The 25,716-nt window shown below is 75.2% G+C and carries 22 protein-coding genes and 2 riboswitches; of the genes, 12 read left to right on the top strand and 10 right to left on the bottom strand.

Translation table 11 applies throughout. The features are described 5' to 3' along the window. Nucleotides 1–82: 82 nt before the first annotated feature. Nucleotides 83–523 (bottom strand): hypothetical protein, encoded by a 441-nt coding sequence (locus tag RMN57_RS30685; protein WP_313766546.1) that lies wholly within the window; start codon nt 521–523, stop codon nt 83–85. 59 nt (nt 524–582) lie between these two features. Here RMN57_RS30685 and RMN57_RS30680 point away from each other — a divergent pair, with 59 nt between their 5' ends. Then, nucleotides 583–1,050 carry a MarR family winged helix-turn-helix transcriptional regulator gene (locus RMN57_RS30680; RefSeq protein WP_313766545.1) on the top strand — a complete coding sequence of 156 codons (468 nt, stop codon included), beginning with the start codon at nt 583–585 and terminating at the stop codon, nt 1,048–1,050. Between the two features lie 249 nt (nt 1,051–1,299). Here RMN57_RS30680 and RMN57_RS30675 read toward each other — a convergent pair whose 3' ends face one another. After that, nucleotides 1,300–2,289 carry a class I SAM-dependent methyltransferase gene (locus RMN57_RS30675; RefSeq protein ID WP_313766544.1) on the bottom strand — a complete coding sequence of 330 codons (990 nt, stop codon included), beginning with the start codon at nt 2,287–2,289 and terminating at the stop codon, nt 1,300–1,302. Nucleotides 2,290–2,854: 565 nt separating this feature from the next. Between RMN57_RS30675 and RMN57_RS30670 the strand changes: the two genes are divergently transcribed. Continuing rightward, complete coding sequence (locus tag RMN57_RS30670; protein WP_313768021.1) at nt 2,855–4,225, top strand: aldehyde dehydrogenase family protein; 1,371 nt, start codon at nt 2,855–2,857, stop codon at nt 4,223–4,225. A gap of 61 nt (nt 4,226–4,286) precedes the next feature. Here the strand turns inward: RMN57_RS30670 and RMN57_RS30665 are convergent, their stop codons facing one another. Further along, nucleotides 4,287–5,747: a glycine hydroxymethyltransferase gene (locus tag RMN57_RS30665; RefSeq protein ID WP_313766543.1), complete on the bottom strand. Its 1,461-nt coding sequence runs from the start codon at nt 5,745–5,747 to the stop codon at nt 4,287–4,289. Nucleotides 5,748–5,776: 29 nt separating this feature from the next. After that, a riboswitch (ZMP/ZTP riboswitch) is annotated at nt 5,777–5,873 on the bottom strand. 272 nt (nt 5,874–6,145) lie between these two features. On the opposite strand from RMN57_RS30665, the gene RMN57_RS30660 reads away from it, so the two are divergent. The 3 genes from RMN57_RS30660 (at nt 6,146) to RMN57_RS30650 (ending at nt 8,784) form a co-directional block, all read left to right on the top strand. Beyond that, nucleotides 6,146–6,709: an EF-hand domain-containing protein gene (locus RMN57_RS30660; RefSeq protein ID WP_313766542.1), complete on the top strand. Its 564-nt coding sequence runs from the start codon at nt 6,146–6,148 to the stop codon at nt 6,707–6,709. Between the two features lie 221 nt (nt 6,710–6,930). After that, a complete protein-coding gene (locus RMN57_RS30655; protein ID WP_313766541.1) occupies nt 6,931–7,995 on the top strand; it encodes a PhlD in 1,065 nt (354 codons plus the stop codon). A gap of 285 nt (nt 7,996–8,280) precedes the next feature. Continuing rightward, nucleotides 8,281–8,784 carry a flavoprotein gene (locus RMN57_RS30650; protein ID WP_313766540.1) on the top strand — a complete coding sequence of 168 codons (504 nt, stop codon included), beginning with the start codon at nt 8,281–8,283 and terminating at the stop codon, nt 8,782–8,784. 99 nt (nt 8,785–8,883) lie between these two features. On the opposite strand, the gene RMN57_RS30645 is transcribed toward RMN57_RS30650, so the two are convergent. Next, nucleotides 8,884–9,459, bottom strand: a complete 576-nt coding sequence (locus tag RMN57_RS30645; RefSeq protein ID WP_313766539.1) for a TetR family transcriptional regulator — start codon at nt 9,457–9,459, stop codon at nt 8,884–8,886. Between the two features lie 157 nt (nt 9,460–9,616). Beyond that, a complete protein-coding gene (locus RMN57_RS30640) occupies nt 9,617–10,651 on the bottom strand; it encodes an EamA family transporter (protein WP_313766538.1) in 1,035 nt (344 codons plus the stop codon). A 279-nt stretch (nt 10,652–10,930) separates the two neighbouring features. Here RMN57_RS30640 and RMN57_RS30635 point away from each other — a divergent pair, with 279 nt between their 5' ends. The 6 genes from RMN57_RS30635 (at nt 10,931) to RMN57_RS30610 (ending at nt 15,404) form a co-directional block, all read left to right on the top strand. After that, entirely contained in the window at nt 10,931–11,344 is a 414-nt protein-coding gene (locus RMN57_RS30635) for a gamma-glutamylcyclotransferase family protein (RefSeq protein WP_313766537.1), read from the top strand. Nucleotides 11,345–11,540: 196 nt separating this feature from the next. Continuing rightward, nucleotides 11,541–12,794, top strand: a complete 1,254-nt coding sequence (gene cbiE / locus RMN57_RS30630) for a precorrin-6y C5,15-methyltransferase (decarboxylating) subunit CbiE (RefSeq protein WP_313766536.1) — start codon at nt 11,541–11,543, stop codon at nt 12,792–12,794. Continuing rightward, complete coding sequence (gene cobM, locus RMN57_RS30625) at nt 12,791–13,552, top strand: precorrin-4 C(11)-methyltransferase (protein ID WP_313766535.1); 762 nt, start codon at nt 12,791–12,793, stop codon at nt 13,550–13,552. The genes cbiE and cobM overlap by 4 nt, the downstream gene beginning before the upstream one ends. Then, the gene (locus RMN57_RS30620; protein ID WP_313766534.1) at nt 13,552–14,319 is read left to right on the top strand and encodes a cobalt-precorrin-6A reductase; all 768 of its coding nucleotides are present in this window, start codon (nt 13,552–13,554) and stop codon (nt 14,317–14,319) included. The genes cobM and RMN57_RS30620 overlap by 1 nt, the downstream gene beginning before the upstream one ends. Nucleotides 14,320–14,360: 41 nt before the next feature. After that, nucleotides 14,361–14,864 carry a DinB family protein gene (locus tag RMN57_RS30615; protein ID WP_313766533.1) on the top strand — a complete coding sequence of 168 codons (504 nt, stop codon included), beginning with the start codon at nt 14,361–14,363 and terminating at the stop codon, nt 14,862–14,864. Between the two features lie 33 nt (nt 14,865–14,897). Beyond that, on the top strand, nt 14,898–15,404 hold the full coding sequence (locus RMN57_RS30610) for a protein phosphatase (RefSeq protein ID WP_313766532.1): 507 nt from the start codon (nt 14,898–14,900) through the stop codon (nt 15,402–15,404). A gap of 32 nt (nt 15,405–15,436) precedes the next feature. On the opposite strand, the gene RMN57_RS30605 is transcribed toward RMN57_RS30610, so the two are convergent. The 5 genes from RMN57_RS30605 to RMN57_RS30585 all read right to left on the bottom strand — a co-directional run bounded on the left by RMN57_RS30605 (nt 15,437) and on the right by RMN57_RS30585 (nt 21,761). Beyond that, nucleotides 15,437–16,966, bottom strand: coding sequence for a UDP-N-acetylglucosamine 1-carboxyvinyltransferase (locus RMN57_RS30605; RefSeq protein WP_313766531.1), 1,530 nt, complete (start codon nt 16,964–16,966; stop codon nt 15,437–15,439). Nucleotides 16,967–17,104: 138 nt separating this feature from the next. Next, entirely contained in the window at nt 17,105–18,244 is a 1,140-nt protein-coding gene (locus RMN57_RS30600; protein ID WP_313766530.1) for a cobalt-precorrin-5B (C(1))-methyltransferase, read from the bottom strand. 153 nt (nt 18,245–18,397) lie between these two features. After that, nucleotides 18,398–19,915: a precorrin-2 C(20)-methyltransferase gene (locus RMN57_RS30595; RefSeq protein ID WP_313766529.1), complete on the bottom strand. Its 1,518-nt coding sequence runs from the start codon at nt 19,913–19,915 to the stop codon at nt 18,398–18,400. Continuing rightward, complete coding sequence (locus tag RMN57_RS30590; protein ID WP_313766528.1) at nt 19,912–20,538, bottom strand: precorrin-8X methylmutase; 627 nt, start codon at nt 20,536–20,538, stop codon at nt 19,912–19,914. Before RMN57_RS30590 ends, RMN57_RS30595 begins: the two co-directional genes overlap by 4 nt. Then, nucleotides 20,535–21,761, bottom strand: coding sequence for a hypothetical protein (locus RMN57_RS30585; protein ID WP_380233489.1), 1,227 nt, complete (start codon nt 21,759–21,761; stop codon nt 20,535–20,537). Before RMN57_RS30585 ends, RMN57_RS30590 begins: the two co-directional genes overlap by 4 nt. 132 nt (nt 21,762–21,893) lie before the next feature. Beyond that, a riboswitch (cobalamin riboswitch) is annotated at nt 21,894–21,979 on the top strand. 113 nt (nt 21,980–22,092) lie between these two features. Between RMN57_RS30585 and cobN the strand changes: the two genes are divergently transcribed. Continuing rightward, complete coding sequence (gene cobN, locus RMN57_RS30580) at nt 22,093–25,707, top strand: cobaltochelatase subunit CobN (protein WP_313766526.1); 3,615 nt, start codon at nt 22,093–22,095, stop codon at nt 25,705–25,707. Nucleotides 25,708–25,716 lie beyond the last annotated feature (9 nt).

Raw genomic sequence — 25,716 nt, 5'->3', positions numbered from 1 at the left:
CCCGGCAGTTCTTCGAAGCGCCGGTCGAGTCGACTCGACCGGCGCTTCGGCGCTGGGAGGGGCGTCCTCGGCTCCGGGGTGGTCAGGCGGATGCAGGGTCGGCGGTACGGCCGGCCGTGGGGTGGTCGGCGGTGCGGGCGAGGCGGGCGGCGAGGCCCAGGTGGAGGACGGCGAGCACGGCGCCGCCCGCGGTCATCCCCGGGTTGTGGGCCACCAGGCCGATGGCGGCGTCGCCCGCCTGGACCGCCCCCGCGACCAGCAGTAGCGGCACCAGACCACGCCCGGTCCGGCTGACGAGCAGCTGACGCAGCAGGGCCGCGCCGAGCGGCAGGGCCCGGACCACGTACGCCTGGACGTACAGCTCGGTGAGCGGACCGGCGTGCTCGGCGGCGCCCGGCAGGGCCAGCTCCGGGGAGAGCAGGCCGACGACGGCGGAGGCCATGGAGAGCGCGGCCCCGGCGGCATTGGCGATGGCGAGGGCCCGCATGCCCCGGGTGGTGGCGAGGGTGGAACGGCGCAGCATTGAGTCACTCCCCGAATCGTTCTGACTCTGAATGGTTCCCGCATGCTAGCGTTCCTCATGTGAACGATGTCAAGCCCCCGCAGGCCGCCGCCCGACCCGTGACGACCTCCGTGGTGTTCCGGCTCGGCACGCTCGGCAGTGTCGTCACGGCCCGGTACACCGAGGCGCTGGCGGAGATCGGGCTCAAGCCCAAGCACGTCGGCCTGATGGTCGCGCTGGACTCCGGCGCGCCGCCGTCGCAGCTGGAACTCGCCCGGACCATGGCGGTCGCACCCAGCCTGGTGGTCTCGCTGGCCGACCACCTGGAGCAGATCGGCGCGGTGGACCGGGTCCGCGACCCGGCGGACCGGCGGCGCCAGGTGCTGGCCCTGACCGGCGCCGGGCGGGCGCTGCTCGCCGAATGCGCGGCGCTCGCGCACCGGCTGGACGAGGAGGTCACCGCCGCGCTGGGGGCTTCGGAGCGCGAGGCACTGCGGCGCACGCTCGGCGTCCTGGGCGCCGAGGCGGGGCTGCCGACCCACGACTGAGACCGGTGCGGCGGCCGGCTGTCCGGCGGGGACGCGGGCTGTCGGTGCCGCCCGGGAGTGAGAACGGCGAGAGCCGCGCGGCACGGGGCCACGCGGCTCTCGGGCGCACTCTCGCGGACGGGGTGCGCCGGGCGCGGTCCGGCGCCCGACGGTTCGGTGGTTCAGCGATCCAGCGATTCGGTGATTCGGTGATTCGGCGATTCAGCGGATCACAGCAGTCGACGGGTCGGGCGCCGGCGGCCCCGGGGGTCAGCCGCGGCGGGCGCGGCGGATGGCGGAGGTGACGACGGGGGGGAGCAGGTCGCCCGCGACGCGCTTGGCGACGTTGACCGGCCGCCGGCGCTCGGCCGCGCGGGCGCGGCGGGCGTCGAGGTCGGCCGCGGCCGCACGCTGTGCCCGCTGCTCCTCCTCCGCCGTCTGCTCGGCCTCGCGGCGGGCGGCCTCCGCGGCCAGCCGGTCGTGGTGGCGGGAGGGCCGGAACGGGGCGATCCGCAACGGGTTGTTGCCGATGCGCACCATGCGCCGGCCGTTCAGCACCTCGACCGTGAGGTCGCAGTCCTCGGACAGGTCCACCCGGTCCAGCAGGTCGCGCTGGGCCGGCTCGGGGTCGCCCCAGGTGCCGTAGAACTTGCCCTCGGTCAGCACGATCGGCTTCAGGTCGTGGTTGAAGACCGCCTCCCAGGTGGCGGCGGCGACGCCGGGGGTGTGCGCCGAGCGGTAGTCGTCCAGGACCACCACGCCCTCCGGCTGCAGCGCCACCCGGGCCACCTGCAGATCGCCCACCACGTGCTCGTACAGGTGCGAGGCGTCGATGTGGATGAAACGGAAGGCGCCGGCCGGGATCCGGCCGCCGGCCAGGCTGGAGGTCGGCGCCTGGATGATCTCGGGGAGCTCGTCGTGGAAGGAGAGGTAGTTCTCCTCGAACGCGGACCTGGTCAGCGTCCTCCGGTAGGACATCTCCATCTCGGCGGCGTTCTCGTCGTCCGGGGCGTCCGAGTCGAACAGGTCACAGACGGTGAAGGTCTCGGACGGCTGCAGGTGGCCCCCGATGACGATGGCGCTGCGCCCCAGGTAGGCGCCCATCTCCAACAGGTCGCCGGTCACCCCCGCCTTCTCCTGCCGGGTGAGGAACCACTCGAACAGGTGGCGGTCGTGGTCCCAGAACCAGCCGGGGACGTCGTCGAGCACGGCGGGCTCGGCGGGCCGGTGCTGCTCGGTGCGCAAGGCGGCGTCTGTCACGAGGTAGCTCCTTACACGGTACGGACGACCGATGGGAACGGTCCCTGGACTCGGGACGGCGGGTCCCGGACCGCGAACGGTCTCCCACCCATCATCCGGAGGAGCCGGCGGACCGGCACGGCGAAAACCCGCCCGGACTCGCCACCGGCACCACTGCCGAAGGCCCGAGTGCGCTGCAATCTACCCTCCAGTGACCGGAGTTGAGGAGCTTTTGCACAAGGAATCGGCCGCGACCCGTCAATCCGCCGGGAAGGGGCGAACGGTGGCATCGAAATGAAGGGGAACGCACACCACCCAGCGCGCGCCGGGCACCTGCGCACGGCGACGAGCCGCCCCGCACCGGACGGCGGAGGCGGTTTCCGGCCAGGTGGGCCGCCGGATCCGGCTCTTGCGCACGCCCGCCCGACCGTCCTTGACTGGCCTCCGACCAGCGATGGTAGTTGAGACGCCGATCACACGAAAGGACCAAGCGGTGCAGCAGCACGCGGAGTACCAGCGCGCGGAGGACGCCGTCCCGTACGGCGAGCACGGCGACCAGTACGTCGACGGCGGCTGGCGCCCCTCGCTGGACACCGGCGCGATCACGGTGCTGAATCCGGCCACCGAGCAGGTGCTCGCCACCGTTGCGGCCGGCGGCGCGGCCGACGTGGACGCCGCCGTCACGGCCGCCCGCCGGGCCGCGCGGGCCTGGGGCGCGACCACCCGCGAGGAGCGGCTGGCCCCGCTCACCCGGCTGCGCGACGGCCTGGCCGCGTACCAGGAGGAGATCGCCGCCACCGTGGTCGCCGAGCTCGGCGCGCCGATCGGCTTCGCCGCCGCCGTGCACGCGGGGCTGCCGCTCGCCGTGGCCGGCTCGTACGTGACGCTGCTCGCCGACCACCCCTTCGAGGAGCGGGTCGGCAACTCCGTGGTGTTCGCCGAGCCGGCCGGCGTGGTCGCGGCGATCACGCCGTGGAACTACCCGCTGCACCAGATCGTGGCCAAGGTGGTGCCCGCCCTCGCGGCCGGCTGCCCGGTGGTCCTCAAGCCCGCAGAGGACACCCCGCTGGTCGCCCGGCTGTTCGCGCGGCTGGTCCACGAGGCGGGCTTCCCGGCCGGGGTGTTCAACCTGGTGACCGGCACCGGCCCGGCGGCGGGCGCGGCCCTGGCCGCCCACCCCGGGGTGGACGTGGTCTCGTTCACCGGCTCCACCACCGTCGGCCGGAGCGTCGCGGAGACCGCCGGCCGCGGGATCAAACGGGTCACTCTGGAGCTGGGCGGCAAGTCGGCCAACGTCGTGCTGCCCGGCGCCGACCTGGCCCGGGCGGTCAGCGTCAACGTGGCCAACGTCTTCGCCAACTCCGGCCAGACCTGCAGCGCCTGGACCCGGCTGCTGGTGCACCGGGACCAGTACGAGGAGGCGGTGGCGCTCGCCGCGAAGGCCGCCGGCAAGTACCTGCCCGGCGACCCGGCCGATCCGCAGACCCGGGTCGGCCCGCTGGTCAGCGCCCGTCAGCGCGAGCAGGTCCGCGGCTACATCACCGGCGCGCTGGCCGAGGGCGCCCGGCTGGTGGTCGGCGGCGCCGAGGCCCCGGACGGCCTGGCGGCCGGCTACTACGTCCTGCCGACCGTCCTCGCCGACGTCACCGCCGACATGACGGTGGCCCGGGAGGAGGTGTTCGGACCGGTGCTGGCGATGCTGGCCTACCGCGACGAGGACCACGCCGCCGAGTTGGCCAACGCGACCGAGTACGGCCTGGCCGGGGGTGTCTGGGCGGCGGACACCGCCACCGCCGCGGCCTTCGCCCGCCGCCTCGACGCGGGACAGATCGACCTCAACGGCGGCCGCTTCAACCCGCTGGCGCCGTTCGGCGGTTACAAGAACTCCGGCCTCGGCCGCGAGCTGGGCCGGCACGGCCTGGAGGAGTTCCTGCAGTACAAGTCCCTGCAGTACTGAGGCGGTCGGGGCCGCCGGAGGCCGAGGGGCGCGGGCCCCCCGACCTCCGGCGGTGCCGGCGTCAGACCAGGTCGACGCCCGGGTAGAGCGGGAAGCCGGACAGCAGGTCGGCGGCGCGCTTGGCGACGCCCTCGCTCAGCGCGGCGTCCAGGGTGTACTGGGCCTTGGACGGGGCGCCCGCGGCGGTGGTGACCGGGGTGGTGCCGCGCAGGACGGTGTCGACCAGGGCGGCGACCTCGTCCATCTCGGCGGTGCCGAGGCCGCGGGTGGTGAGCGCCGGCGTGCCGAACCGGACGCCGGAGGTGTACCAGGCGCCGTTCGGGTCCTGCGGGACGGAGTTGCGGTTGGTGACGATGCCGGAGTCCAGCAGCGCGGCCTCGGCCTGGCGGCCGGTCAGGCCGTAGCCGGAGACGTCGGCGAGGACGAGGTGGTTGTCGGTGCCGCCGGTGACCAGCTTGCCGCCGCGCCGCAGCAGGCCCTCGGCGAGCGCCCGGGCGTTGTCGACCACCTGGTGGGCGTAGGCCCGGAACTCCGGACGGCGGGCCTCCGCGAAGGCGACGGCCTTGGCGGCCATCACGTGCGAGAGCGGGCCGCCGAGCACCAGCGGGCAGCCGCGGTCGACGTGCTCGGCCAGCTCGGAGGCGCAGAGCACCATGCCGCCGCGCGGGCCGCGCAGGGACTTGTGGGTGGTCGTGGTGACGATCTGGGCGTGCGGCACCGGGTCGTGGTCGCCGGTGAGCACCTTGCCGGCGACCAGGCCGGCGAAGTGGGCCATGTCGACCATCAGGGTCGCGCCGACCTCGTCCGCGATCTCGCGCATCCGGCGGAAGTTCACCAGCCGCGGGTAGGCCGAGAAGCCGGCCACCAGGATCAGCGGGCGGAACTTCTTGGCGGTGGCGCGCAGCGCGTCGTAGTCGATCAGGCCGGTGGCCGGGTCGGTGCCGTAGCTGCGCTGGTCGAACATCTTGCCCGAGATGTTGGGCCGGAAGCCGTGGGTGAGGTGGCCGCCGGTGTCCAGGGACATGCCGAGCATCCGCTGGTTGCCCAGTTCCTGGCGCAGCTCGGCCCAGTCCTGCTCGGTCAGGTCGTTGACGTTGCGCACCCGGGCGCGCTCCAGGGCCGGGCTCTCCACCCGCTGGGAGAGGACGGCCCAGAAGGCGGTCAGGTTGGCGTCGATGCCCGAGTGCGGCTGGACGTACGCGTGGTCGGCGCCGAAGAGGGCGCGGGCGTGCTCGGCGGCGATGGTCTCGACGGTGTCGACGTTGCGGCAGCCGGCGTAGAAGCGGCGGCCGGCGGTGCCCTCGGCATACTTGTCGCTGAGCCAGTTGCCCATGGCCAGCAGGACGGCCGGGGAGGCGTAGTTCTCGCTGGCGATCAGCTTGAGCGAGGCGCGCTGGTCCTCGATCTCCTGGCCGATCGCGGCGGCGATCCGCGGCTCGACCTCGCGGACGGTGTCCAGGGCGCTGCGGAAGGCGGTGTTGGCGACGGCACTCGCGGTGGTGTGGGGCTGCTGGGCGGCCAAGGCGGTCTCCTCGTGTCCTCGTGACGCGTTCGGACGGCCCAGGCGCTCGGCAACTTGACGTGGCGTTCCACGGAGCCGCTTCCCGATGGTTGATTCCATCCGTGCGCGCCAGTCGCGGCTCGCCCGGATCGTATCAACACCGGAGGGACGGCGAGGGCGGTCTCAGAGTTCGGGACGGGCCGCCCCCGCGGGCCCGTGGCCGCGCCCGTCCCGGGCCCCCGGCAGCGCGCCGCGGGGGTGCCCGGGACGGGCGGGGACGGGCGGGGCCACGGGCCCGGACGTGCAGGCGGGAAGCGGTGCGCCGGGCGGGCTTCCACTCCCCCGGCGTTCGGCTGCGCGGCCGGCCCCGGAGGCACTAGCGTGCGAGCAGGAGTGATCACCAACCCGAGGGGCCACTTGTGTCGGACGACCTGCTCATGGCGAAGATCCACCACGGCTTCGACCACCTCGACGCCGACGGCGACGGACTGCTGACCGAGCGGGACCACGTGCTGATGGGCCACTCGGTGGCACGTTCGCTCGGGCACCCGGAGGGGTCGGAGGCCGAGGCCTGGATCGTCCGCGCCTACCTGACGATCTGGCACGACCTGCACCTGGCCCACCTGCCCGCCGACACCCAGGCGATCACCCGCGAGCAGTTCGTCGCCTCGACCGGCTCGCTCGCCGACGACCCGGAGGCCGCACAGGCCAGCCTGGGCGCGCTGGCCGGCGCCTTCCTCGCCGTCGCCGACACGAGCAAGAGCGGGACGGTCGACGCGGGCGAGTTCTTCGTCTTCCAGCGCGGCCACTTCGCCGGGCTCTCCCGCGACGACGCCGACGAGGCCTTCCGGCGGCTCGACCGCGACGGCGACGGCAGGCTCTCCGCCGCCGAATTCACCAGCGCCATCATCGAGTTCTGGACCAGCCGCAACCCCGAGGCCCCCGGCAACTGGTGGACCGGCCGACCCCCGTTCGCACGGTAGCGGCGGCCCGGAACCCGCGTTCCGCGATGCGGGACCCGTGCGGTCGACCGGCCGGGGCGGGCGGGACGGCCGGGTAGCGTGGGAGTGTCTGTGTCCGGGCGGGGGCAGCCGAGGACGGCACGGTGCGAGGCGGCGCACCGGCATTCGTCCGGCCGCCGCACCGGCGCCGGCTGCCGTGTCCGACCGGGCGCGGTACCGACCTCCTCCGAGGACTCCGCGCCATGCCCACCACCGCCTACCTCAGCCGCCCCGCCCTGGTCGTCGGCCCGCACGCCGTCCGGGCCGAGCGGATCCGGGACGACATCCTCGCCCGCAACCCCGGCTACTCGGCTCGCCAGGCCCAGACCGTCCGGATGGCCCTGGGCAACCTGCCCGGCACCCGGCGCTACTTCCAACCGTACGAAGTGGTCACCTCCCCCGGCCGCACCGCCGCCGAGCGCAAGACCACCGTGATGGCCGATCTGCTGACCGCCGCCGAGCACGCCGTGGCCGCGGCGATGGCGGACGCCGGGGTGGCGGCCGGCGACGTCGACTGCGTCATCGTCACCAGTGCGACCGGGGACGGCGTGCCGGGCCTGGACGTCCAGCTGCAGCAGCGGCTCGGGCTGCGCCCCGACATCAGCCGCCGGCCGCTCACCCAGCTGGCCTGCGCGGGCGGTGCGCACGTGCTGATCATGGCTGAGGAGCACCTGGCCCGGCACCCGGACGCGGTCGTCCTGGTGGTCGCCGCCGAGTCGCTCTCCTCGCTCTACCAGGACAGCCAGACCTCGATCGAGGACCAGATCTACAAGGCGCTCTGGGGCGACGCGGTGGCCGCGGCCGTCGTGACCGCGGAGCAGCGCACGCCCGGGCTCCGCCTCGACCACACCTTCGAGTACACCATCCCGCAGACCACCGACCGGTACCGGAAGCTGACCGACGGGCGCGGTGACCACTTCGCCTCCACCCGCGCCTCGCTGCGCTCCGTCACCGACCTGGGTCCGGCGCTGCTCGGCTGGCTGGACAAGCACGGCGGCCGGGAGCTGGACTTCGGCGTGCTGCACCCGGGCGGCCCGGCGATCCTCGACCGGCTCGGCGGCCTGCTCGGCCTGGACGAGGAGTTCCTGCGCCACTCCAAGGGGGTGCTCGGCGAGGAGGGCAACCTGGGCGGCGCGACGATCTTCTCCGTGCTCGCGCGCACCCACGGCGCGCCGCCGGCGGACGGGGCGCGCGGGCTGGTCTTCGGCCTGGGGCCGGGCGTCGCGCTCAGCGCCCTGCTCGTCGGCTGGGCCGGTCCGGCCGCCTGAGCGCGGCAGCCGGTGTCCGTGGGCGGGGGCCGTGGGGTTCTGCCGTCGGGGGGCCTGGGCGGGGTTCTGCCGAGGGGCCCTGCCGTCCGGATCGTGCCGTCCGGGCCGTGTCGGTCGGGCCGTGCCGTCCGGGCCTGGGGTGGGCTGTCCGGGCCCGGGATGATGGACCCGGCAACAACCCCACGGACGGATCCGCCGGCCACGGAACCACCACCGCCCACCGCAGCCCCCGACACCACCGACGCCAGTGACACCGCCGCCGCCACTACGCCAGGGAGCCCACCCGTGCCCTTCCTCTACGTCGTCGTCTGCGCCTCGGGACGCGCGCCCGAGGCGCCGGCGCTGATCGCCGCCGCCCAGGCCGAGGGCTGGGAGGTCGGCGCCGTCGCCACGCCCGACGCGCTCGCCCTCGTCGACGGCTCCGCGCTCGCCGAGCTGACCGGGTATCCGGTCCGCTCGGCCTGGCGCAAGCCCGGCGAGCCGAAGCCGCTGCCTCCGCCGGACGCGATAGCCGTGGCGCCCGCGACGTTCAACACCGTCAACAAGTGGGCCGCCGGGATCTCGGACACGCTCGCCCTCGGCATCCTCTGCGAGGCGTACGGGCTGGGCGTGCCGACGGCCGTGCGCCCCGTCCTCAGTCCGGCCCAGGCGGCCCACCCCGCGTACGCGGACAGCCTGGCGCGGCTGCGGTCGATGGGTGTGCTGGTGAGCGAGGACGGCGACCTCACCGGGGTGCTGGGCCTGCTGCGGCCGGTCCTGGCGGCGTCCCGGGAGCGGTCGGACGGGTGAGCGCCCGGGCACGGTGCCCGGGCGCCGGTGCCGGGCGGAGTCGCCCGGCACCGCCCGGCACCGCACGGCGCCGCACCGAGCCGCCCGGTGCCGGCGTGGTCAGGCCGCCGGGACGATCTGCTCGACCAGCGAGTCGATCAGCGCCCCGAGCCCGTCCGCGCCCAGCACCTCCGGCAGCGTGAGGTGTTCGAGGATCAGGCCGGTCATCGCCAGGTAGAGCGCGACGACGGTCTCGCGGCCGCCCGGCATGCCTTCGGTCAGGTGGTAGGCGATGTTGGCCTCCAGCTCGTCCCGGATCGTGCCGGTGAGGGCGGCGCGCAGTCCGGGCCGGCGGGTGGCCTCCAGGCGCAGCTCCAGCATGGCCAGGTAACCGGCCCGGTCGGCGGTGATCCGGCGCATCAGGTCGTGCATCAGGGCGCCGACCAGGGCGCGGTCGCGCGGGGCCCGCAACAGGTCGGCGATGACGGCCGGGTCCGGGACGAGGCGGTGGTGGATCTGCCGGGCCGTCTGGTCGAGCAGGTCGTCGCGGTTGGCGAAGTAGTTGGACGCCGTCCCGGTCGGGACGCCGGCCTGGACGTCGACCGCGCGGAAGGTGAGGCCGCGGGCGCCCTCGCGGGCCAGGACGTCGATGGCGGCATCGGTGAGGGCGGCACGGCGGGCGGGGTTCTGGGCCACGGCGCGGCTTCTCCTTCAAGAGGCACGGAACAACCACTGCAGACAAAGCACTATAGCTGCAGTGGTTGAGTGCGGGGTGCCGATCCACCGGGCAGAGTCACGGGCAGCGCCACCGGGCGCCCCCCTCCGGCGACCGAGGACGACGGCGACGTCGCCGTCAGCCTCCGGAAGACGTCCGCCGCAGTGCCCGCCACGGGCCCCGCCCCGGCGTCCGGTCCGAGGTCCTCGGCGCGCGACTGACGCTGACCACCAGACAGACGCCCACGACCACGATCGCCCCGCCCGCCAGGGTGGGGCCGGTCAGCGGCTCGGCCAGGACCAGCCAGCCCAGCGCCACCGCCACCACCGGGTTCACGTACGCGTAGGTGGCCACCAGGGTCAGCGGCGCGGACTGCAGCAGCCAGGCGTACGCGGTGAAGGCGACCAGCGAGCCGACCAGCACCAGGTAGCCGAGCGCCAGCCAGGATCGCGTGGAGAAGGCGGCCGGGTCCAGTCCCCGCTGCTCGCCGCGCGCCAGTCCGATCAGCACATTGCCGAGCCCGCCCACGAGCATCTGGTAGGCGCTCGCCGCGAAGACGTTGCCCGGCATCGGGAGCCGCTTGGCGGCGAACGAGCCGGCTGCCCAGGTCAGGGTGCCACCGATGACCGCGACCACGCCGACCGGTGCGATGTTCCCGCCGATCGCGGGCGCGGAGAGCACCGCGAGGCCGACCAGCCCGAGCAGCACCCCGGTCAGCTCGGCCGGCTTCGGACGGCTCCCGGCCGCCGCCGTCAGCAGCACCATCCAGAGCGGGACCGCCGCGACCAGCAGTGCGGCCAGCCCGGAGGAGATGTAGTTCTCGCCGAGCACCACCAGACCGTTGCCACCGGTCAGCAGCAGGACGCCGACCAGCGCCGACGAGCCGAGCTGCCGGACGTTCACCCGGAGTGCGGCCGTGCCGTGCCGGACCAGGATGAAGCCGGCCAGCACCAGCCCGGCCAGCACGAAGCGCGCCCCGGCGGAGAGGAAGCCGGGCATCGTCTCCAGCGCGATCCGGATCGCCAGGTAGGTCGACCCCCACACCACGTAGACCACGGCGAGCGCCGCCCAGACCGCGCCGCTCAGCCGGGCCGGCCCGCCCGCCGCGCCCCCGGCCTTCCCCGGCACGGCGTCGACGGGGCTGCTCGCAGGGCGCGAAACGGGAGCTGTCATGGGTGTCCCCCTCGGACGGTACTGGCGGTTCACCCGCCATGACAGCGCATCAGCGCCGGGAGCGCCAGTGGGTATCACCAGATGATCCGACCGGTCGGGCCGACGGCGTGGCGCGGCGGGCGTACCGTGGGGCCCCCGGAGCGCCGAGCCCGCGCGCCCGGTCACGCTGCCGCCCCCGTTCGCACCCCTGCTTCGGCCTTTGCTCCCGTTCCCTCCTCCCACTCCCTCCTTCCGTTCCTCTCCTTCCGCTCCTGACCGGCCATCGGAGGTCCGCGTCCCGTGACCGCCCTGCCCTTCTTCGTCTACGGCACGCTGCGCACCGGCGGCGCCAACCAGGCCGTCCACCTCGCCGGGCGGTGCGCCGACGTGCGGCCGGCCGTGCTGGAGGGTGCGATGCTGCACGCAGGACCGGGGTACCCGTACGCGGTGCCGGACCCCGACCCGGAGCAGCACATCACCGGCGAGCTGGTGGCGATCCGTCCCGGCGCGTACGACGCCGCGCTCGCGGCGCTCGACCGGCTGGAGGACTGCCGGGCCGACGGGACCGGCGAGTACGTGCGGCGCCGGCTGCCCGTCCGGCTCCCGGACGGGCGGACGGCGGACGCCTGGGTCTACCTGGCCGGTCCGACGGTCGCCGCCGGGTTGCGGCTCCGCCCGGCGCCGGTCGCCTCCGGGGACTGGTTCCGGCGCTGACGGCCCGCCGGCCCGCCGGACCACCGGCCCGACGCACCCGGCCGCCCCTCCCGCCGGGAGGGCCGGACCACCATCCGCCCTCCCTCGCCGCGCCGGTCCCGGACCGGCGGACGCACGCACCCTGACCTGCCCGTGGCCGCCTACCGCCAGGTAGGCTGCCCCGGCCACCCTTCGCCGACCCCCGAGGAGCCTCCCGGTGCCCGAGCTGCCCCCTCCGGTCTCCGTCGTCGGGATCGGGGCCGACGGCTGGCCCGGCCTCGCCGGCACCTCGCGTGCCGCCCTGCGCGCCGCCGAGGTGGTGATCGGCGGCCCGCGACAGCTCGCGCTGCTCCCCGAGGACGAGGTGGCCGCCACCCGGGTGCCGTGGCCGTCCCCGCTGCGCCCGGCCGTGCCCGGCCTGCTCGCCGAGCACGCGGACCGCCGCATCGCCGTACTGGCCAGCGGCGACCCGATGTTCCACGGCATCGGCCGCACCCTCGCCGAGACGGTCGGCGCCGACCGGCTGCGCATCCTGCCGCACCCGTCCTCCGTCTCCTACGCCTGCGCCCGGCTCGGCTGGCCGCTGGAGGCCACCGAGGTGGTCAGCCTGGTCGGCCGGCCCCTGGAGACCCTCGCGCTCGCCCTGCACCCCGGCCGCCGACTGCTCGTCCTCAGCGCCGACGCCCGCACCCCCGCCGCGGTCGCCGCCCTGCTCACCGCGCGGGGCCACGGCGCCGCCCGGCTCCGGGTGCTGGAGCAGCTCGGCGGGCCCGGTGAGCGGCAGTCGGAGGGTCCGGCGGACGGCTGGCCGCACCCGCCCGGCGACCCGCTCAACCTCATCGCGGTCGAGCTGCCCGCCGACGGCCCGCGTGGCTCGCTGGTGCCCGGCCTGCCCGACGCCGCGTACGAGAGCGACGGCCAGCTGACCAAGCGCCACGTCCGGGCCGCCACCCTCGCCACGCTCGCCCCCGCACCCGGCGAACTGCTCTGGGACGTCGGCGGCGGCTCCGGCTCGATCGCGATCGAGTGGCTGCGCGCCCACCGCGACAACCGGGCCGTCAGCATCGAGCGGGACCGCACCCGGGCCGAGCGGATCGCCCGGAACGCGGCCGCGCTCGGCGTGCCCCGGCTGCAGGTGGCCACCGGCCCCGCGCCCGCCGCACTGGCCGGACTCCCCACCCCCGACGCGGTCTTCGTCGGCGGCGGCCTCACCGCGCCCGGGCTGCTGGAGGCCTGCTGGGCCGCGCTGCCGGCGGGCGGCCGGCTGGTCGCCAACACCGTGACGCTGGAGTCCGAGGCTCTGCTCACCGAGTGGTACCGACGCCACGGCGGCGAGCTGCTGCGGATCGCCACCGCGCACGCCGTCCCGGTGGGCGGCTTCACCGGCTGGCGGCAGGCGATGCCGGTCACCCAGTGGTCCGCCGTCAAGCCCCACGACCCCCAGCACGACCTCCAGGAGGACGCCTCGTGACCGTCTACTTCATCGGAGCCGGCCCGGGCGCCGCCGACCTGATCACCCTGCGCGGCGCGCGGCTGCTGGCCCGCGCCGAGGTCTGCCTCTACGCGGGCAGCCTGGTGCCGCGCGAGCTGCTGGACGAGTGCCCGCCGGACGCCCGGCTGGTCGACACCGCCAACCTGGACCTGGACGCCATCACCGCCGAGCTGGTCGCCGCCCACCGCGACGGCAAGGACGTGGCCCGGCTGCACTCCGGCGACCCGTCCGTCTTCAGCGCCGTCGCCGAGCAGATGCGCCGCCTCGACGCGGCCGGCGTCCCCTACGAGGTCGTCCCCGGCGTGCCCGCCTTCGCCGCGGCCGCGGCCGCGCTCAAGCGCGAACTGACCGTGCCGACCGTCGGCCAGACCGTCATCCTCACCCGGATCGCCAAGCGCGCCACCCCGATGCCGGAGGGCGAGGACCTCGCCACCCTCGGCCGCAGCGGCGCCCTGCTGGTGCTGCACCTGGCCGCCGGCTACGTGGACGACGTGGTCGAGCAGCTGCTGCCGAACTACGGCGACGACTGCCCGGCCGCCGTGGTCGCGATGGCCAGCCGGCCCGACGAGCTGGTGCTGCGCGGCACGCTCGCCGACATCGCCGGGCAGGTGAAGGAGGCGGGGATCGTCCGCACCGCAGTGATCATCGTCGGCCGGACGCTGGCCGCCGGGCAGTTCCGCGACAGCCACCTCTACTCCGCGGACCGCGAGCGGCCGCACGAGCCCTGCGGGGCGTGATGGCGCGCCACCTGCTGGTCCTCGGCGGGACGACCGAGGCGCGGGCGCTGGCCGCCGCGCTGGCCGGATCACCGCTGCGGGTCACCAGCTCCCTCGCCGGGCGGGTCGCCGAACCCCGGCTGCCCGCCGGCGAGGTCCGGATCGGCGGCTTCGGCGGGCCGGACGGGCTGGCCGCCTGGCTGCGCGCCGAGCGGGTGGAGGCCGTCGTGGACGCCACCCATCCGTTCGCCGCGGCCATCTCCGGCAACGCCGGGCTGGCCGCCGCCGCGACCGGCGTGCCGCTGCTGGCGCTGCGCCGTCCGGGCTGGACCGCGGTGGCCGGGGACCGCTGGCACCCCGTGGCCGACCTGGACGCGGCCGCCGCCGCGCTGCCGGCGCTCGGCCGGCGGGTCTTCCTCACCACCGGCCGGCAGGGCATCGGCGCCTTCGCCCACCTGGACGGCCTGCACTTCCTGGCCCGCTCGGTCGACCGGCCCGAGCCGCCGATGCCCGCCGACCTGGACGTCCTGCTGGACCGCGGCCCGTTCAACCTGGACGGCGAGCGGGCGCTGCTGCGCGAGCACCGGATCGACGTCCTGGTCACCAAGGACAGCGGCGGCGCCGCCACCGCCCCCAAGCTCACCGCCGCCCGCGAACTCGGCCTTCCCGTGGTGGTCGTGCAGCGCCCGGCCCCGCCGGCCGGCGTCCCGGTCGCCGAGTCCGTCCCGACGGCACTGGCCTGGCTCGGCGCCCGCGGGTTCGGCGGGCCGGGCGACGACATCCGGTAAACCCCGTACCGATGCCCGTTCCGGCCTGCCAGGATGCTGCGATGAGCGACTTCCCACGCACCCGGACCGAGCAGACCGCCGACGAACGGGCCACCCTGGCCAGCTTCCTGGACTTCCAGCGGGACACCCTCGCCATGAAGTGCGCCGGGCTGACCACCGAGCAGCTGCGGGCGCGGGTGCTGGCGCCGTCCGAGCTCTCACTGCTCGGGCTGGTCCGCCATCTCGCCGAGGTCGAGCGCGGCTGGTTCCGGAACACCTACAACAACGAGGCCCGGCCCGGCTTCTGGAAGCGCCCGGACGGCGGCTTCGCCGAGTTCGACGTCGACACGGCCGACCCGGAGGAGGCGTTCGCCGTCTGGCGCGGCGAGTGCGACCACGCCCGGGAACTCGTCGCCGCCGCCGAGTCGTTGGACGTCCTCGGGCACCACGGCGAGGAGGCCTTCTCGCTGCGCTGGATCCTCACCCACATGATCGAGGAGTACGCCCGGCACAACGGCCACGCCGACCTGCTCCGCGAGCACCTGGACGGCGAGACCGGCGAGTAGCCCGGGCGCACCGGAACGAGCGACGGAGAACCGATGCCGACCCGCCAGAAGGACCGCGACACCCCCGGACCTCCGGAGCGGTGGAGCGAGATCGCGCCCGGGCTCTGGATGGGCGGGCACTTCGTCACCCCACCCCGCCGACCGCTGGAACCGGTCGTCGTGGAGCGGGAGTTCGACCTGGTGGTCAGCCTGCACACCCAGCCCGGGCACGGGCCGGCGCCGGGGGTGGAGCACCTGGTCCGCGAGGTGCCGGACGGGCCGCTCTCCGCCGCGCAGTTGCTGGCCGTCGGGGAGGCGGCGGCGTACACGGCCGGGGCCGTCCGGCAGGGACGGCGCGTCCTGGTGCGGTGCCACTCCGGCTACAACCGCTCCGGCCTGGTGGTCGCCCAGGCGCTGGTCGAGCTCGGCCACGAGGCCGACCGGGCGGTGGAGCTGGTCCGCGAGCGGCGGTCGCCGTGGGCGCTGAACAACCGGCTGTTCGTGGAGTACCTGGCGGCCGGGTTGGGCACGGCTGCGCTGCTGGCCGGCCTCGACGGGTGAGGCCGGCCGGCAGCGCAGGAGTCGGGTGACCGTCAGATGTCGCGGAAGGTCTCGATCTGGGCGCCGATCGAGTTGAGGCGCTCGGCGAGGTCCTCGTAGCCGCGGTTGATGACGTACACGTTGCGCAGCACCGAGGTGCCCTTGGCGGCGAGCATCGCGAGCAGGATGACCACGGCCGGGCGCAGCGCCGGCGGGCAGACCATCTCGGCGGCGCGCCAGCGGGTCGGGCCCTGGATCAGGACGCGGTGCGGGTCGAGCAGCTTGATGTCCGCGCCGAGCCGGGTGAGTTCGGTGAGGTAGATGGCGCGGTTGTCGTAGACCCAGTCGTGGATCATCGTGGTGCCGTGGGCGGCGGCCGCGATCGCGGCGAAGAACGGCACGTTGTCGATGTTGATGCCCGGGAAGGGCATCGGGTGGATGGTGTCGATCGGCGCGGTCAGCTTGGACGGGCGCACGGTGAGGTCGACCAGCCGGGTGTGGCCGTTGTGGGCGCGGTACTCGGGGGTGCGGTCGTAGTCGAGGCCCATGCCCTCCAGCACCGCGAGCTCGATCTCCAGGAACTCGATCGGCACCCGGCGGATGGTCAGCTCGGAGGAGGTGACGACGGCGGCGGCGAGCAGGCTCATCGCCTCCACCGGGTCCTCGGCCGGGGTGTAGTCGACGTCGCAGGTGATCTCGGGCACGCCGTGCACGGTGAGGGTGGTGGTGCCGATGCCCTCGATCCGGACGCCCAGCCGCTCCAGGAAGAAGCAGAGGTCCTGGACCATGTAGTTGGGGCTGGCGTTGCGGATGACGCTGACGCCGTCGTGCCGGGCGGCGGCGAGCAGGGCGTTCTCGGTGACGGTGTCGCCGCGCTCGGTCAGCACGATCGGCCGGTCCATCGGGGTGCCGGGCTCGACCGAGGCGTGGTAGGCGCCGCCGGTGGTGGCGACCTCCAGGCCGAACCGGCGCAGCGCGGTGAGGTGGGGCTGGACGGTCCGGGTACCGAGGTCGCAGCCGCCGGCGTACGGGATGGCGAACTTGTCGGCGCGGTGCATCAGCGGGCCGAGGAACATCAGCACGCTGCGGGTGCGGCGGGCGGCCTCGACGTCCATCGCCGCGAGGTCGAGCTCGGCGGGCGGGGTGAGTTCGAGGTCGCGGCCGTCGTTGGTCCAGCGGCTCTTGACGCCGATGCTGGTGAGCACCTCAAGGATGCGGTAGACCTCTTCGATCCGGGCGACCTGCCGGATGGTGGTGCGGCCGGTGGTCAGCAGCGAGGCGCAGAGGATCGCCACGCAGGCGTTCTTGCTGCTGCGGACGTCGATCGCGCCGGAGAGCCGGGTGCCGCCGGCGACCCGCAGGTGCATCGGGCCGGCGTAGCCGAGCGAGACGATCTCGCTGTCCAGCGCTTCGCCGATGCGCGCGATCATCTCAAGGCTGACGTTCTGCTTGCCCTGCTCGATGCGGTTGACCGCGCTCTGGCTGGTGCCGAGGGCCTCGCCGAGCTGGGCCTGGGACCAACCACGGTGCTGGCGCGCGGTACGGATGAGGGTGCCGATACGGGTGAGGTAGTCGCCTGTCACCCGGCAGACCATATCTCATGGCTGAGATAGCACCAGAATCGACGATGGGCGCCACGCCACATTTGTCCGTTTCTCACCCCGTATGGACGTCAGATCTTCACATCATGACGACGGTTCACGCCCCGGGCAAAGGAACGGTCAGGCCTGCGAGGGCCCCAGCGGCTCCGCCCGGCCGACGACGGTGCCGGCCCGGTCGATGCAGATGACGTCCACCGCGACCGGCGAGCCGACCAGCACGCCCAGCGCGGTGGCCCGGGCCGCCTCGGCGACCAGGTCGCCGAGCGGCACGCCCGCCGCACGGCAGAGCTGGATCGCCTCCAACGCGGTGTTGGCGGCGGCCACGGCCTGCACCAACTCCGGCCCCGCGCCGCCCTGGCGGGCCAGCTCCGCGAGGAAGCCCTTGTCCACCTGGGAGCGCGCCGAGTGCAGGTCGAGGTGGCCGGCGGCGAGCTTGGACAGCTTGGCGAAGCCTCCGGCGATGGTGAGGCGGGGCACCGGGTGGCGCTTGAGGTACTTCAGCACGGCACCGGCGAAGTCACCCATGTCCAGCAGCGCGTCCTCGGGCAGGCCGTGCTCGGCGACGGCGACCTTCTCCGAGGTCGAGCCGGTGCAGCCGGCGACGTGGGTCCGTCCGGCGGCGCGGGCCACGTCGACCCCGCGCCGGATGGAGTCGATCCAGGCCGAACAGGAGTAGGGGACGACGATGCCGGTGGTCCCGAGGATGGAGAGGCCGCCGAGGATGCCCAGCCGGGGGTTCCAGGTGGAGCGGGCGATCTCCTCGCCGTGGTCCACCGAGATCTCCACCACGACGTCTCCGGCCGCGCCGAACTCCGCGGCGACCTCGGCCACCGCGTCCCGGATCATCTGCCGGGGCACCGGGTTGATGGCGGGCTCGCCGACGGGCAGCGGCAGGCCCGCCTTGGTCACCGTGCCGACCCCGGGACCGGCCCGGAACACCACCCCGGAGCCGGGCTCCCCCGCCCACACCGTGGAGCGGATCAGCGCGCCGTGCGTCACGTCCGGGTCGTCCCCGGCGTCCTTCACCACCCCGGCCGTGGCCCGCGGGCCACCGGGCCCGTCCGCCAGCCGCTCGGCGGCCAGGGCGAAGGCGGGCTGCTGGCCCTTGGGCAGCGTGATCACCACCGGATCGGGAAACTCCCCGGTCAGCAGCGCCTGGTACGCCGCCCTGGTCGCCGCGGTCGCGCACGCCCCGGTCGTCCACCCGTGCCGCAGCCCGCTGCTCCGCAGCTGCCCGGCCCGACCACCGACCTCACTCACGACCGCTCCTCGCCACGCACGCTGTTCCCGGACGCCCCCATCCTCCCTGCTCGGCCGACCACCGACCCAGCCGGGGCAGCGACCGACACGGGCGATTGTGTAGCCGCAGCCGGCGGCGGGCCGGGGCAGTCGGCCCCGGCCCGCCGCCCGGGCTCAGGCCTCCGGGTAGCGGCGCGGCGTCCAGACCACCTCGGTGGCGTTGCCGCGTTCGACGGCCCGGGTCTGCGAGGAGCCGATCAGCAGGATGGTGCGCATGTCGACCTGGGTGGGGTCCAGGTCGCCGAGGCGGACCGTACGGACCCGCTCGGTCGGGCCGCCGACGTCGCGGGCCATCACCACCGGGGTCTCCGGTGCGCGGTACTCCAGCAGGAGGTCCCGGGCCCGGCCGACCTGGGTGGTGCGGGACTGCGAGCCGGGGTTGTAGAGGGCGAGCACCAGGTCGGCCTCGGCGGCCGCGCGCAGTCGCTTGGCCACCGCCTCCCACGGCTTGAGCCGGTCGGAGAGCGAGACCACCGCGTAGTCGTGGCCGAGCGGGGCGCCGGCGCGGGAGGCGGCCGCGTGGGCGGCGGTCATCCCGGGCACGATCCGGACCGGGACGTCCCGGTAGGCCTCCTCGCAGGCCACCTCCAGGACGGCGGTCGCCATCGCGAACACGCCCGGGTCACCGGAGGAGACCACCGCGACCCGGTGGCCGCGGCGGGCCAGGTCGAGGGCGAACTCGGCCCGCTCGGACTCGACCTTGTTGTCGGAGCCGTGCCGCTGCTGGCCGGGGCGGACGGGCACCCGGTCCAGGTACGTGGTGTAGCCGACCAGGTCGGTCGCGGCGGCGAGGGCGCCGCGCGCCTCGGGGGTGAGCCAGAGCGGGCCGGCCGGGCCGGTGCCGATGACGGTGACGCTGCCCGTCCCGTCGGCGAGCCGTACCTGCGGCTCCAGCGGCGCGACCTTGCTGGGCAGCACGGCCACCGAGAAGTACGGCACGGTCCCGGCGTCCACCTCGGCCAGCGGCGCGGTGCGCTCGCCGTCCATGAAGGCGCGCTCGACGTACTGGGCGTCCTCCAGCCGGCCGGCCCGCTCCAGGGCGCGGCGGACGGCCGGGAAGGTCCGGCCCAGCTTCATGATCACGGCGGAGTCGGCGGAGGCGATCCGGGCGGCCAGCTCCTCCTCGGGCAGGGTGCCCGGGATGACCGTGAGCGTCTCCTCCGCCTCGGTGAGCGGCTGGCCGAGCCGGGCCGCGGCGGCGCTGACGGAGGTGACGCCGGGGACCACCTCGGTCGGGTAGCGGTGCGCCAGGCGCTTGTGCATGTGCTGGTAGGAGCCGTAGAAGAACGGGTCCCCCTCGGCCAGCACGACGACGTCGCGGCCGGCGTCCAGGTGGGCGGCCAGCCGGGCGGCGGCCTCCTCGTAGAAGTCGTCGAGGGCGCCCCGGTAGCCGCCCGGGTGGTCGGTGGTCTCGACCGTGATCGGGTAGACCAGCTTCTCCTCGATCTGACCGCCCGTCAGGTAGCGCTCGGCGATGGACCGGGCGATCGAGCGGCCGTGCCGGGCACTGTGGTACGCCACCACGTCGGCCTTGCCGATCAGTTCGGCGGCGCGGACGGTGACCAGCGACGGGTCGCCCGGGCCGAGCCCGACCCCGTACAGCCGGCCCGTGGTTGCCTGATCGTCCGTCACTCTTCCTCGCTCGCAATCGCGTTGATGGCGGCGGCGGCGATCGCGCTGCCGCCGCGCCGGCCGCGCACCACCAGGTGCTCCAGGCCGGACGGGTGCACGGCCAGGGCCTCCTTGGACTCGGCCGCGCCGATGAAGCCGACCGGGACGCCGATCACCGCGGCCGGGCGCGGCGCGCCCGCCTCGATCAGCTCCAGCAGCCGGAACAGTGAGGTCGGCGCGTTGCCGACGGCGACCACCGCGCCCTCCAGCCGGGGCAGCCACAGCTCCATGGCGGCGGCGCTGCGGGTGTTGCCCATCTTGCGGGCCAGCTCGGGCACCGACGGGTCGGTGAGGGTGCAGACCACCTCGTTGTCGGCGGGCAGCCGCTTGCGGGTGACGCCGCTGGCGACCATGTTCACGTCGCAGAGGATCGGGGCGCCGGCGTGCAGCGCCGCGCGGGCCGAGGCGACCACGCCCGGCGAGTACACCAGGTCCTCGACCAGGTCGGTCATGCCGCAGGCGTGGATCATCCGCACCGCGACCTGGGCGACGTCCGCGGGCAGGGCGGCCAGCTCGGCCTCGGCCCGGATGGTGGCAAAGGACTGGCGGTAGATGGACGCGCCGTCCTTCTCGTACTCGATCACTTCGTGGTCCTCCGGGCCTCGGCGACCGCCTCGGCCATCTCCTCGTTCGTCACGTCCACGGCGGTGCCGCGCCCCTGCGGCGCGCCCGCCACCGTCACCCGGTATCCCTGCCCGGTCGCGAGTGCGTCGACCCACTGCCCGGCCGGGTGGCCGCAGCGCCGCTCGCACCCCGACCAGTGCACCGGCAGGCCGGCGGCCGGGGCCGCCGCCAGCGCCCGGGCCGCGTCGGCCCGGACGTCGGCCAGGGACTTCGCGCAGCCCGGCAGGCCGGTGCAGGCGCTCGCGCCGTCCCAGGCCGTGCCGGTCGCGGTCCGGAAGCCGGCCGCACCGAGGCCGGCCAGCCGCTCGGCGGGCGCGCCGGGCAGCACCACCGCGCGCCACGGGGTGAGCCGCAGCTCGCCCTCGGCCGCGTCGACCAGCGCCCGCCACGCGGCGGCGTCGCAGCGGCCGAAGCGCAGGCCGACCGCCAGGCCGCCCGGCAGTGCACCGAGCGCCGGCGGCGCGGCGGCGAAGGCCGGCAGCTCCGCCGTGCCCGGTGCCAGCAGATCGGGGACCTCCCGCAGGTGCCAGGCCGTACGGCCGGCGCCGCGCAGCGCGTCCAGGAACTCCCGGGCGGCCGCCAGCGCCGCGTCCACCGCCCGGTCGGCCGGCACCGGGCGCGCGGAAGGCGCGTTCCCGAGGCGCAGCAGGGCGGTGCCGGCCGGGCCTGCGATCAACGTCACATCGGCGTTCAGCGCGGCCACGTCCCCGCGCCCGTCGTCCAGGACGAACAGGAACTTGCCGGACAGTCCGGTCGCCCACGGGCTCGCACAGAGCTTCGCGTCCAGCTCGCGCGCCCAGGCCCGCACGTCGGCGTGGCCGGTGCCGGGGCCGGGGGAGGCGACGATGTTGCGCACCCGCTCGTGGGTGTCGGAGGGCAGCAGTCCCACGGCGCGCAGCCGGGCGCCGAGTTCGGCACCGCAGCCGGCGGCGAGGCCGCGCAGCTGGACGTTGCCGCGCGAGGTGACCTCCAGCCCGCCGTCGCCGAGCGCCGTCGCGGCCTCGGCCAGCGCGAGCGCCTGACGTTCCGTCAGCAGGCCGCCGGGCAGGCGGACCCGCGCCAGGGCGCCGTCGTCGGCGGTGTGCAGACGAAGGGCCCCCGGACAGGCGTCCGCACGCCCCCGGTCGGGCGCGCCGGCGCCCGGCGTGGTGGCGTCGGGAGTCGGTGGCATGGCCGCGAGCATACAGATGATCCGATCGGTTGCCCCCGTACTCCCGGTCACACTCCCGGTCGCACTCCCCCAGCTCAGCCGTACCCCGTACGATGCTGCCGGGCGCCCCGAGCGGGCCGCCCGCACGCCAGCGACGGCGCAGGGGAGGAAACCGGTGCAAGCCCGGTGCGGTCCCGCCACTGTGACCGCGGTTCACCGGACTTCCGGGCGGCCGCGGGAGCCAGGAACTCCTGCCGTCCTCCACCGGCCCGGGGCGCGGACCCCGAGGAAGGCTTGAAGCCATGCGCCGCCGCATGCCCGCACTCGCGGTCCTGTCCACCGACAAGGCCGGGAGGGCCTTCGCATGATTCTGCTGCTGTCGACGTCCGACACCGACCTGCTCAGCGCCCGCGCCTCGGAGGGCCCGGTCCGCTTCCGCCTCGGCAACCCCGCCCGGCTCACCGCCGAGGAGCTGCCCGAGCTGCTGGAGGGCACCGACCTCGTGGTCGTCCGCCTGCTCGGCGGCCGCCGGGCCTGGCAGGAGGGGCTGGACGCGCTGCTGGCCGGCCCCCGCCCGGTGGTGGTGCTCACCGGCGAGCAGGCGCCCGACGCCCAGCTGATGGAGCTGTCCACCGTCCCCGCCGGCATCGCCGCCGAGGCGCACGCCTACCTCGCCCACGGCGGCGCGGCCAACCTGGCCGAGCTGGGTGCCTTCCTCTCCGACACGGTGCTGCTCACCGGCCACGGCTTCGCCCCGCCCGCCTCCGCGCCGGCCTGGGGGCCGCTGGAGCGCGAGGCCCGCACGACCGAGGGCCCGACCGTCGCGGTGCTCTACTACCGCGCCCACCACATGAGCGGGAACACCGCCTTCGTCGAGACCCTCTGCCGCGCCGTCGAGGAGCAGGGCGCGCAGGCCCGCGCCTACTACTGCGCCTCGCTGCGCGGCGCCGAGCCCGAGCTGCTGGCCGCGCTCGGCGAGGCCGACGCGATCGTCACCACCGTGCTCGCGGCCGGCGGCACCCGCCCGGCCGACGCCCAGGCCGGCGGCGACGAGGAGGCCTGGGACGCGGGCGCGCTCGCCGCGCTCGACCGCCCGATCCTGCAGGCGCTCTGCCTGACCTGGTCGCGGGCCCAGTGGGAGGCCAGCGACGACGGCCTCTCCCCGTTGGACACCGCCACCCAGATCGCCGTGCCCGAGTTCGACGGCCGCCTGATCAGCGTCCCGTTCTCCTTCAAGGAGCTGGACGAGGACGGCCTGACCGTCTACGCCGCCGACCCCGAGCGCGCCGCCCGGGTAGCCGGCACCGCCGTCAAGCACGCCCGGCTGCGCCACGTCCCGGCCGCCGAGCGCCGGCTCGCCCTCGTCCTCTCGGCGTACCCGACCAAGCACGCCCGGGTCGGCAACGCCGTCGGCCTGGACACCCCGGCCAGCGCCGTGCGGCTGCTGGAGCGGCTGCGCGCGGAGGGCATGGACCTCGGCGACGGCCTCCCCGGTCTGGACGGCGCCACCGAGGACGGCCACGAGGGCGACGCCCTCATCCACGCGCTGATCGCGGCCGGCGGCTACGACCAGGACTGGCTCACCGAGGAGCAGCTGGCCCGCAACCCGGTCCGCATCCCCGCCGCGGACTACCGCCGCTGGTACGCCACGCTGCCGCAGGCGCTGCGCGAGCGGGTCGAGGAGCACTGGGGCCCCGCCCCCGGCGAGCTCTACGTGGACCGCTCGCAGAACCCGGACGGCGACGTCGTGCTGGCCGCGATCCGCTCCGGGAACCTGCTCGTGCTGATCCAGCCGCCGCGCGGCTTCGGCGAGAACCCGGTCGCGATCTACCACGACCCCGACCTCCCGCCGTCCCACCACTACCTGGCCGCCTACCGCTGGATCGAGGCCGCGCGCGAGGACGGCGGCTTCGGCGCCCACGCCGTCATCCACCTCGGCAAGCACGGGAACCTGGAGTGGCTGCCCGGCAAGACCGCCGCGCTCTCCGCCGAGTGCGGCCCGGACGCCGTCCTCGGCGACCTCCCGCTGGTCTACCCGTTCCTGGTCAACGACCCGGGCGAGGGCACCCAGGCCAAGCGCCGCGCCCACGCCACCCTCGTCGACCACCTCGTGCCGCCGATGGCCCGCGCCGACTCCTACGGCGACATCGCCCGCCTGGAGCAGCTGCTCGACGAGCACTCCAACATCGCCGCGATGGACCCGGCCAAACTGCCCGCCATCCGCGCCCAGATCTGGACGCTGATCCAGGCCGCCAAGCTCGACCACGACCTCGGCCTGGACGAGCGCCCGGAGGACGACGGCTTCGACGACTTCCTGCTGCACGTCGACGGCTGGCTCTGCGAGATCAAGGACGCCCAGATCCGCGACGGCCTGCACGTCCTCGGCCAGGCGCCGGCCGGCACCGACCGGGTCAACATCGTGCTCGCCATCCTCCGCGCCCGGCAGATCTGGGGCGGCGTCAGCGCCCTGCCCGGCCTCCGCGAGGCGCTCGGCCTGGACGAGGCGGCGCTCAACCTGGGCGCCACCGACGCGGCCGAGGCGCAGGCCCGCGCCCTGGTCGAGGCGATGGAGGCCGAGGACTGGGCGCCCGCGGCGGTCGAGAAGGTCGCCGCCGGGCTGCCGGCCGCCGTCGCCGAGGTGCTGACCTTCGCCGCCACCCAGGTCGTCCCCCGCCTGGCCGCCACCACCGACGAGCTGGACGCCGTGCTGCACGCGCTGCAGGGCGGCTTCGTCCCGGCCGGCCCGTCCGGCTCGCCGCTGCGCGGCCTGGTCAACGTGCTGCCGACCGGCCGCAACTTCTACTCCGTCGACCCCAAGGCGGTGCCCAGCAAGCTCGCCTGGGAGACCGGCCAGGCCCTGGCCGCCTCGCTCGTCGAGCGCTACACGGCCGACAACGACGGCGCCTACCCGCCCTCGGTCGGCCTCTCGCTCTGGGGCACCAGCGCGATGCGCACCGCCGGCGACGACATCGCCGAGGCCTTCGCCCTGCTCGGCGTCCGCCCGGTCTGGGACGACGCCTCGCGCCGGGTCACCGGTCTGGAGGCGATCACGCTGGAGGAGCTGGGCCGCCCGCGCATCGACGTCACGCTGCGCATCTCCGGCTTCTTCCGCGACGCCTTCCCGCACGTGGTCGCCCTGCTGGACGACGCGGTGCGCCTGGCCGCCGCCCAGGAGGAGCCCGCGGCGGACAACTTCGTCCGGGCCCACGTCCAGGCCGACCTCGCCGTGCACGGCGACGAGCGCAAGGCGACGGTCCGCGTCTTCGGCTCCCGCCCGGGCACCTACGGCGCCGGTCTGCTCCAGCTGATCGACAGCCGGGACTGGCGCACCGACGCCGACCTGGCCGAGGTCTACACGGTCTGGGGCGGCTACGCGTACGGCCGCGGCCTGGACGGGCGGCCGGCCCGCGAGGAGATGGAGACCGCGTACAAGCGGATCACCGTCGCGGCCAAGAACACCGACACCCGCGAGCACGACATCGCCGACTCGGACGACTACTTCCAGTACCACGGCGGCATGGTGGCCACCGTGCGCGCCCTCACCGGCAAGGCGCCGACCGCCTACATCGGCGACTCGACCCGCCCGGAGACGGTCCGCACCCGCACCCTGACCGAGGAGGCGGCCCGCGTCTTCCGCGCCCGGGTGGTCAACCCGCGCTGGATCGAGGCGATGCGCCGGCACGGTTACAAGGGCGCCTTCGAGATGGCGGCCACCGTGGACTACCTGTTCGGCTACGACGCCACCACCGGCGTGGTCGCCGACTGGATGTACGAGAAGCTGACCCAGGAGTACGTGCTCGACCCGACCAACCGGGAGTTCCTGGCCGAGGCCAACCCGTGGGCGCTGCACGGGATCAGCGAGCGGCTGCTGGAGGCGGCGAGCCGCGGGCTGTGGGAGCAGCCGGACCCGGAGCTGATCGAGCAGCTGCAGGCCGCGTTCCTGGAGACCGAGGGCGACCTGGAGGGCGACGAGGGCTGAGCCCGGCGT

The organism is Kitasatospora sp. CM 4170 (genome assembly GCF_032110285.1).
In the GTDB taxonomy this organism is placed as follows: Bacteria; Actinomycetota; Actinomycetes; order Streptomycetales; family Streptomycetaceae; genus Kitasatospora; species Kitasatospora aburaviensis.
Note: the sequence above shows the minus strand (reverse complement) of the source record. Positions and strands in the feature narration are given on the sequence as shown.

Bases quoted from the DNA above. Each gene is read 5' to 3' on its own strand.
- RMN57_RS30615 (WP_313766533.1), top strand. From the start codon at position 14,361: ATGAGCGACTTCCCACGCACCCGGACCGAGCAGACCGCCGACGAACGG.
- RMN57_RS30620 (WP_313766534.1), top strand. From the start codon at position 13,552: ATGGCGCGCCACCTGCTGGTCCTCGGCGGGACGACCGAGGCGCGGGCG.
- RMN57_RS30585 (WP_380233489.1), bottom strand. From the start codon at position 21,761: ATGCTCGCGGCCATGCCACCGACTCCCGACGCCACCACGCCGGGCGCC.
- cobN (WP_313766526.1), top strand. From the start codon at position 22,093: ATGATTCTGCTGCTGTCGACGTCCGACACCGACCTGCTCAGCGCCCGC.
- RMN57_RS30640 (WP_313766538.1), bottom strand. From the start codon at position 10,651: ATGACAGCTCCCGTTTCGCGCCCTGCGAGCAGCCCCGTCGACGCCGTG.
- RMN57_RS30685 (WP_313766546.1), bottom strand. From the start codon at position 523: ATGCTGCGCCGTTCCACCCTCGCCACCACCCGGGGCATGCGGGCCCTC.
- RMN57_RS30610 (WP_313766532.1), top strand. From the start codon at position 14,898: ATGCCGACCCGCCAGAAGGACCGCGACACCCCCGGACCTCCGGAGCGG.
- RMN57_RS30655 (WP_313766541.1), top strand. From the start codon at position 6,931: ATGCCCACCACCGCCTACCTCAGCCGCCCCGCCCTGGTCGTCGGCCCG.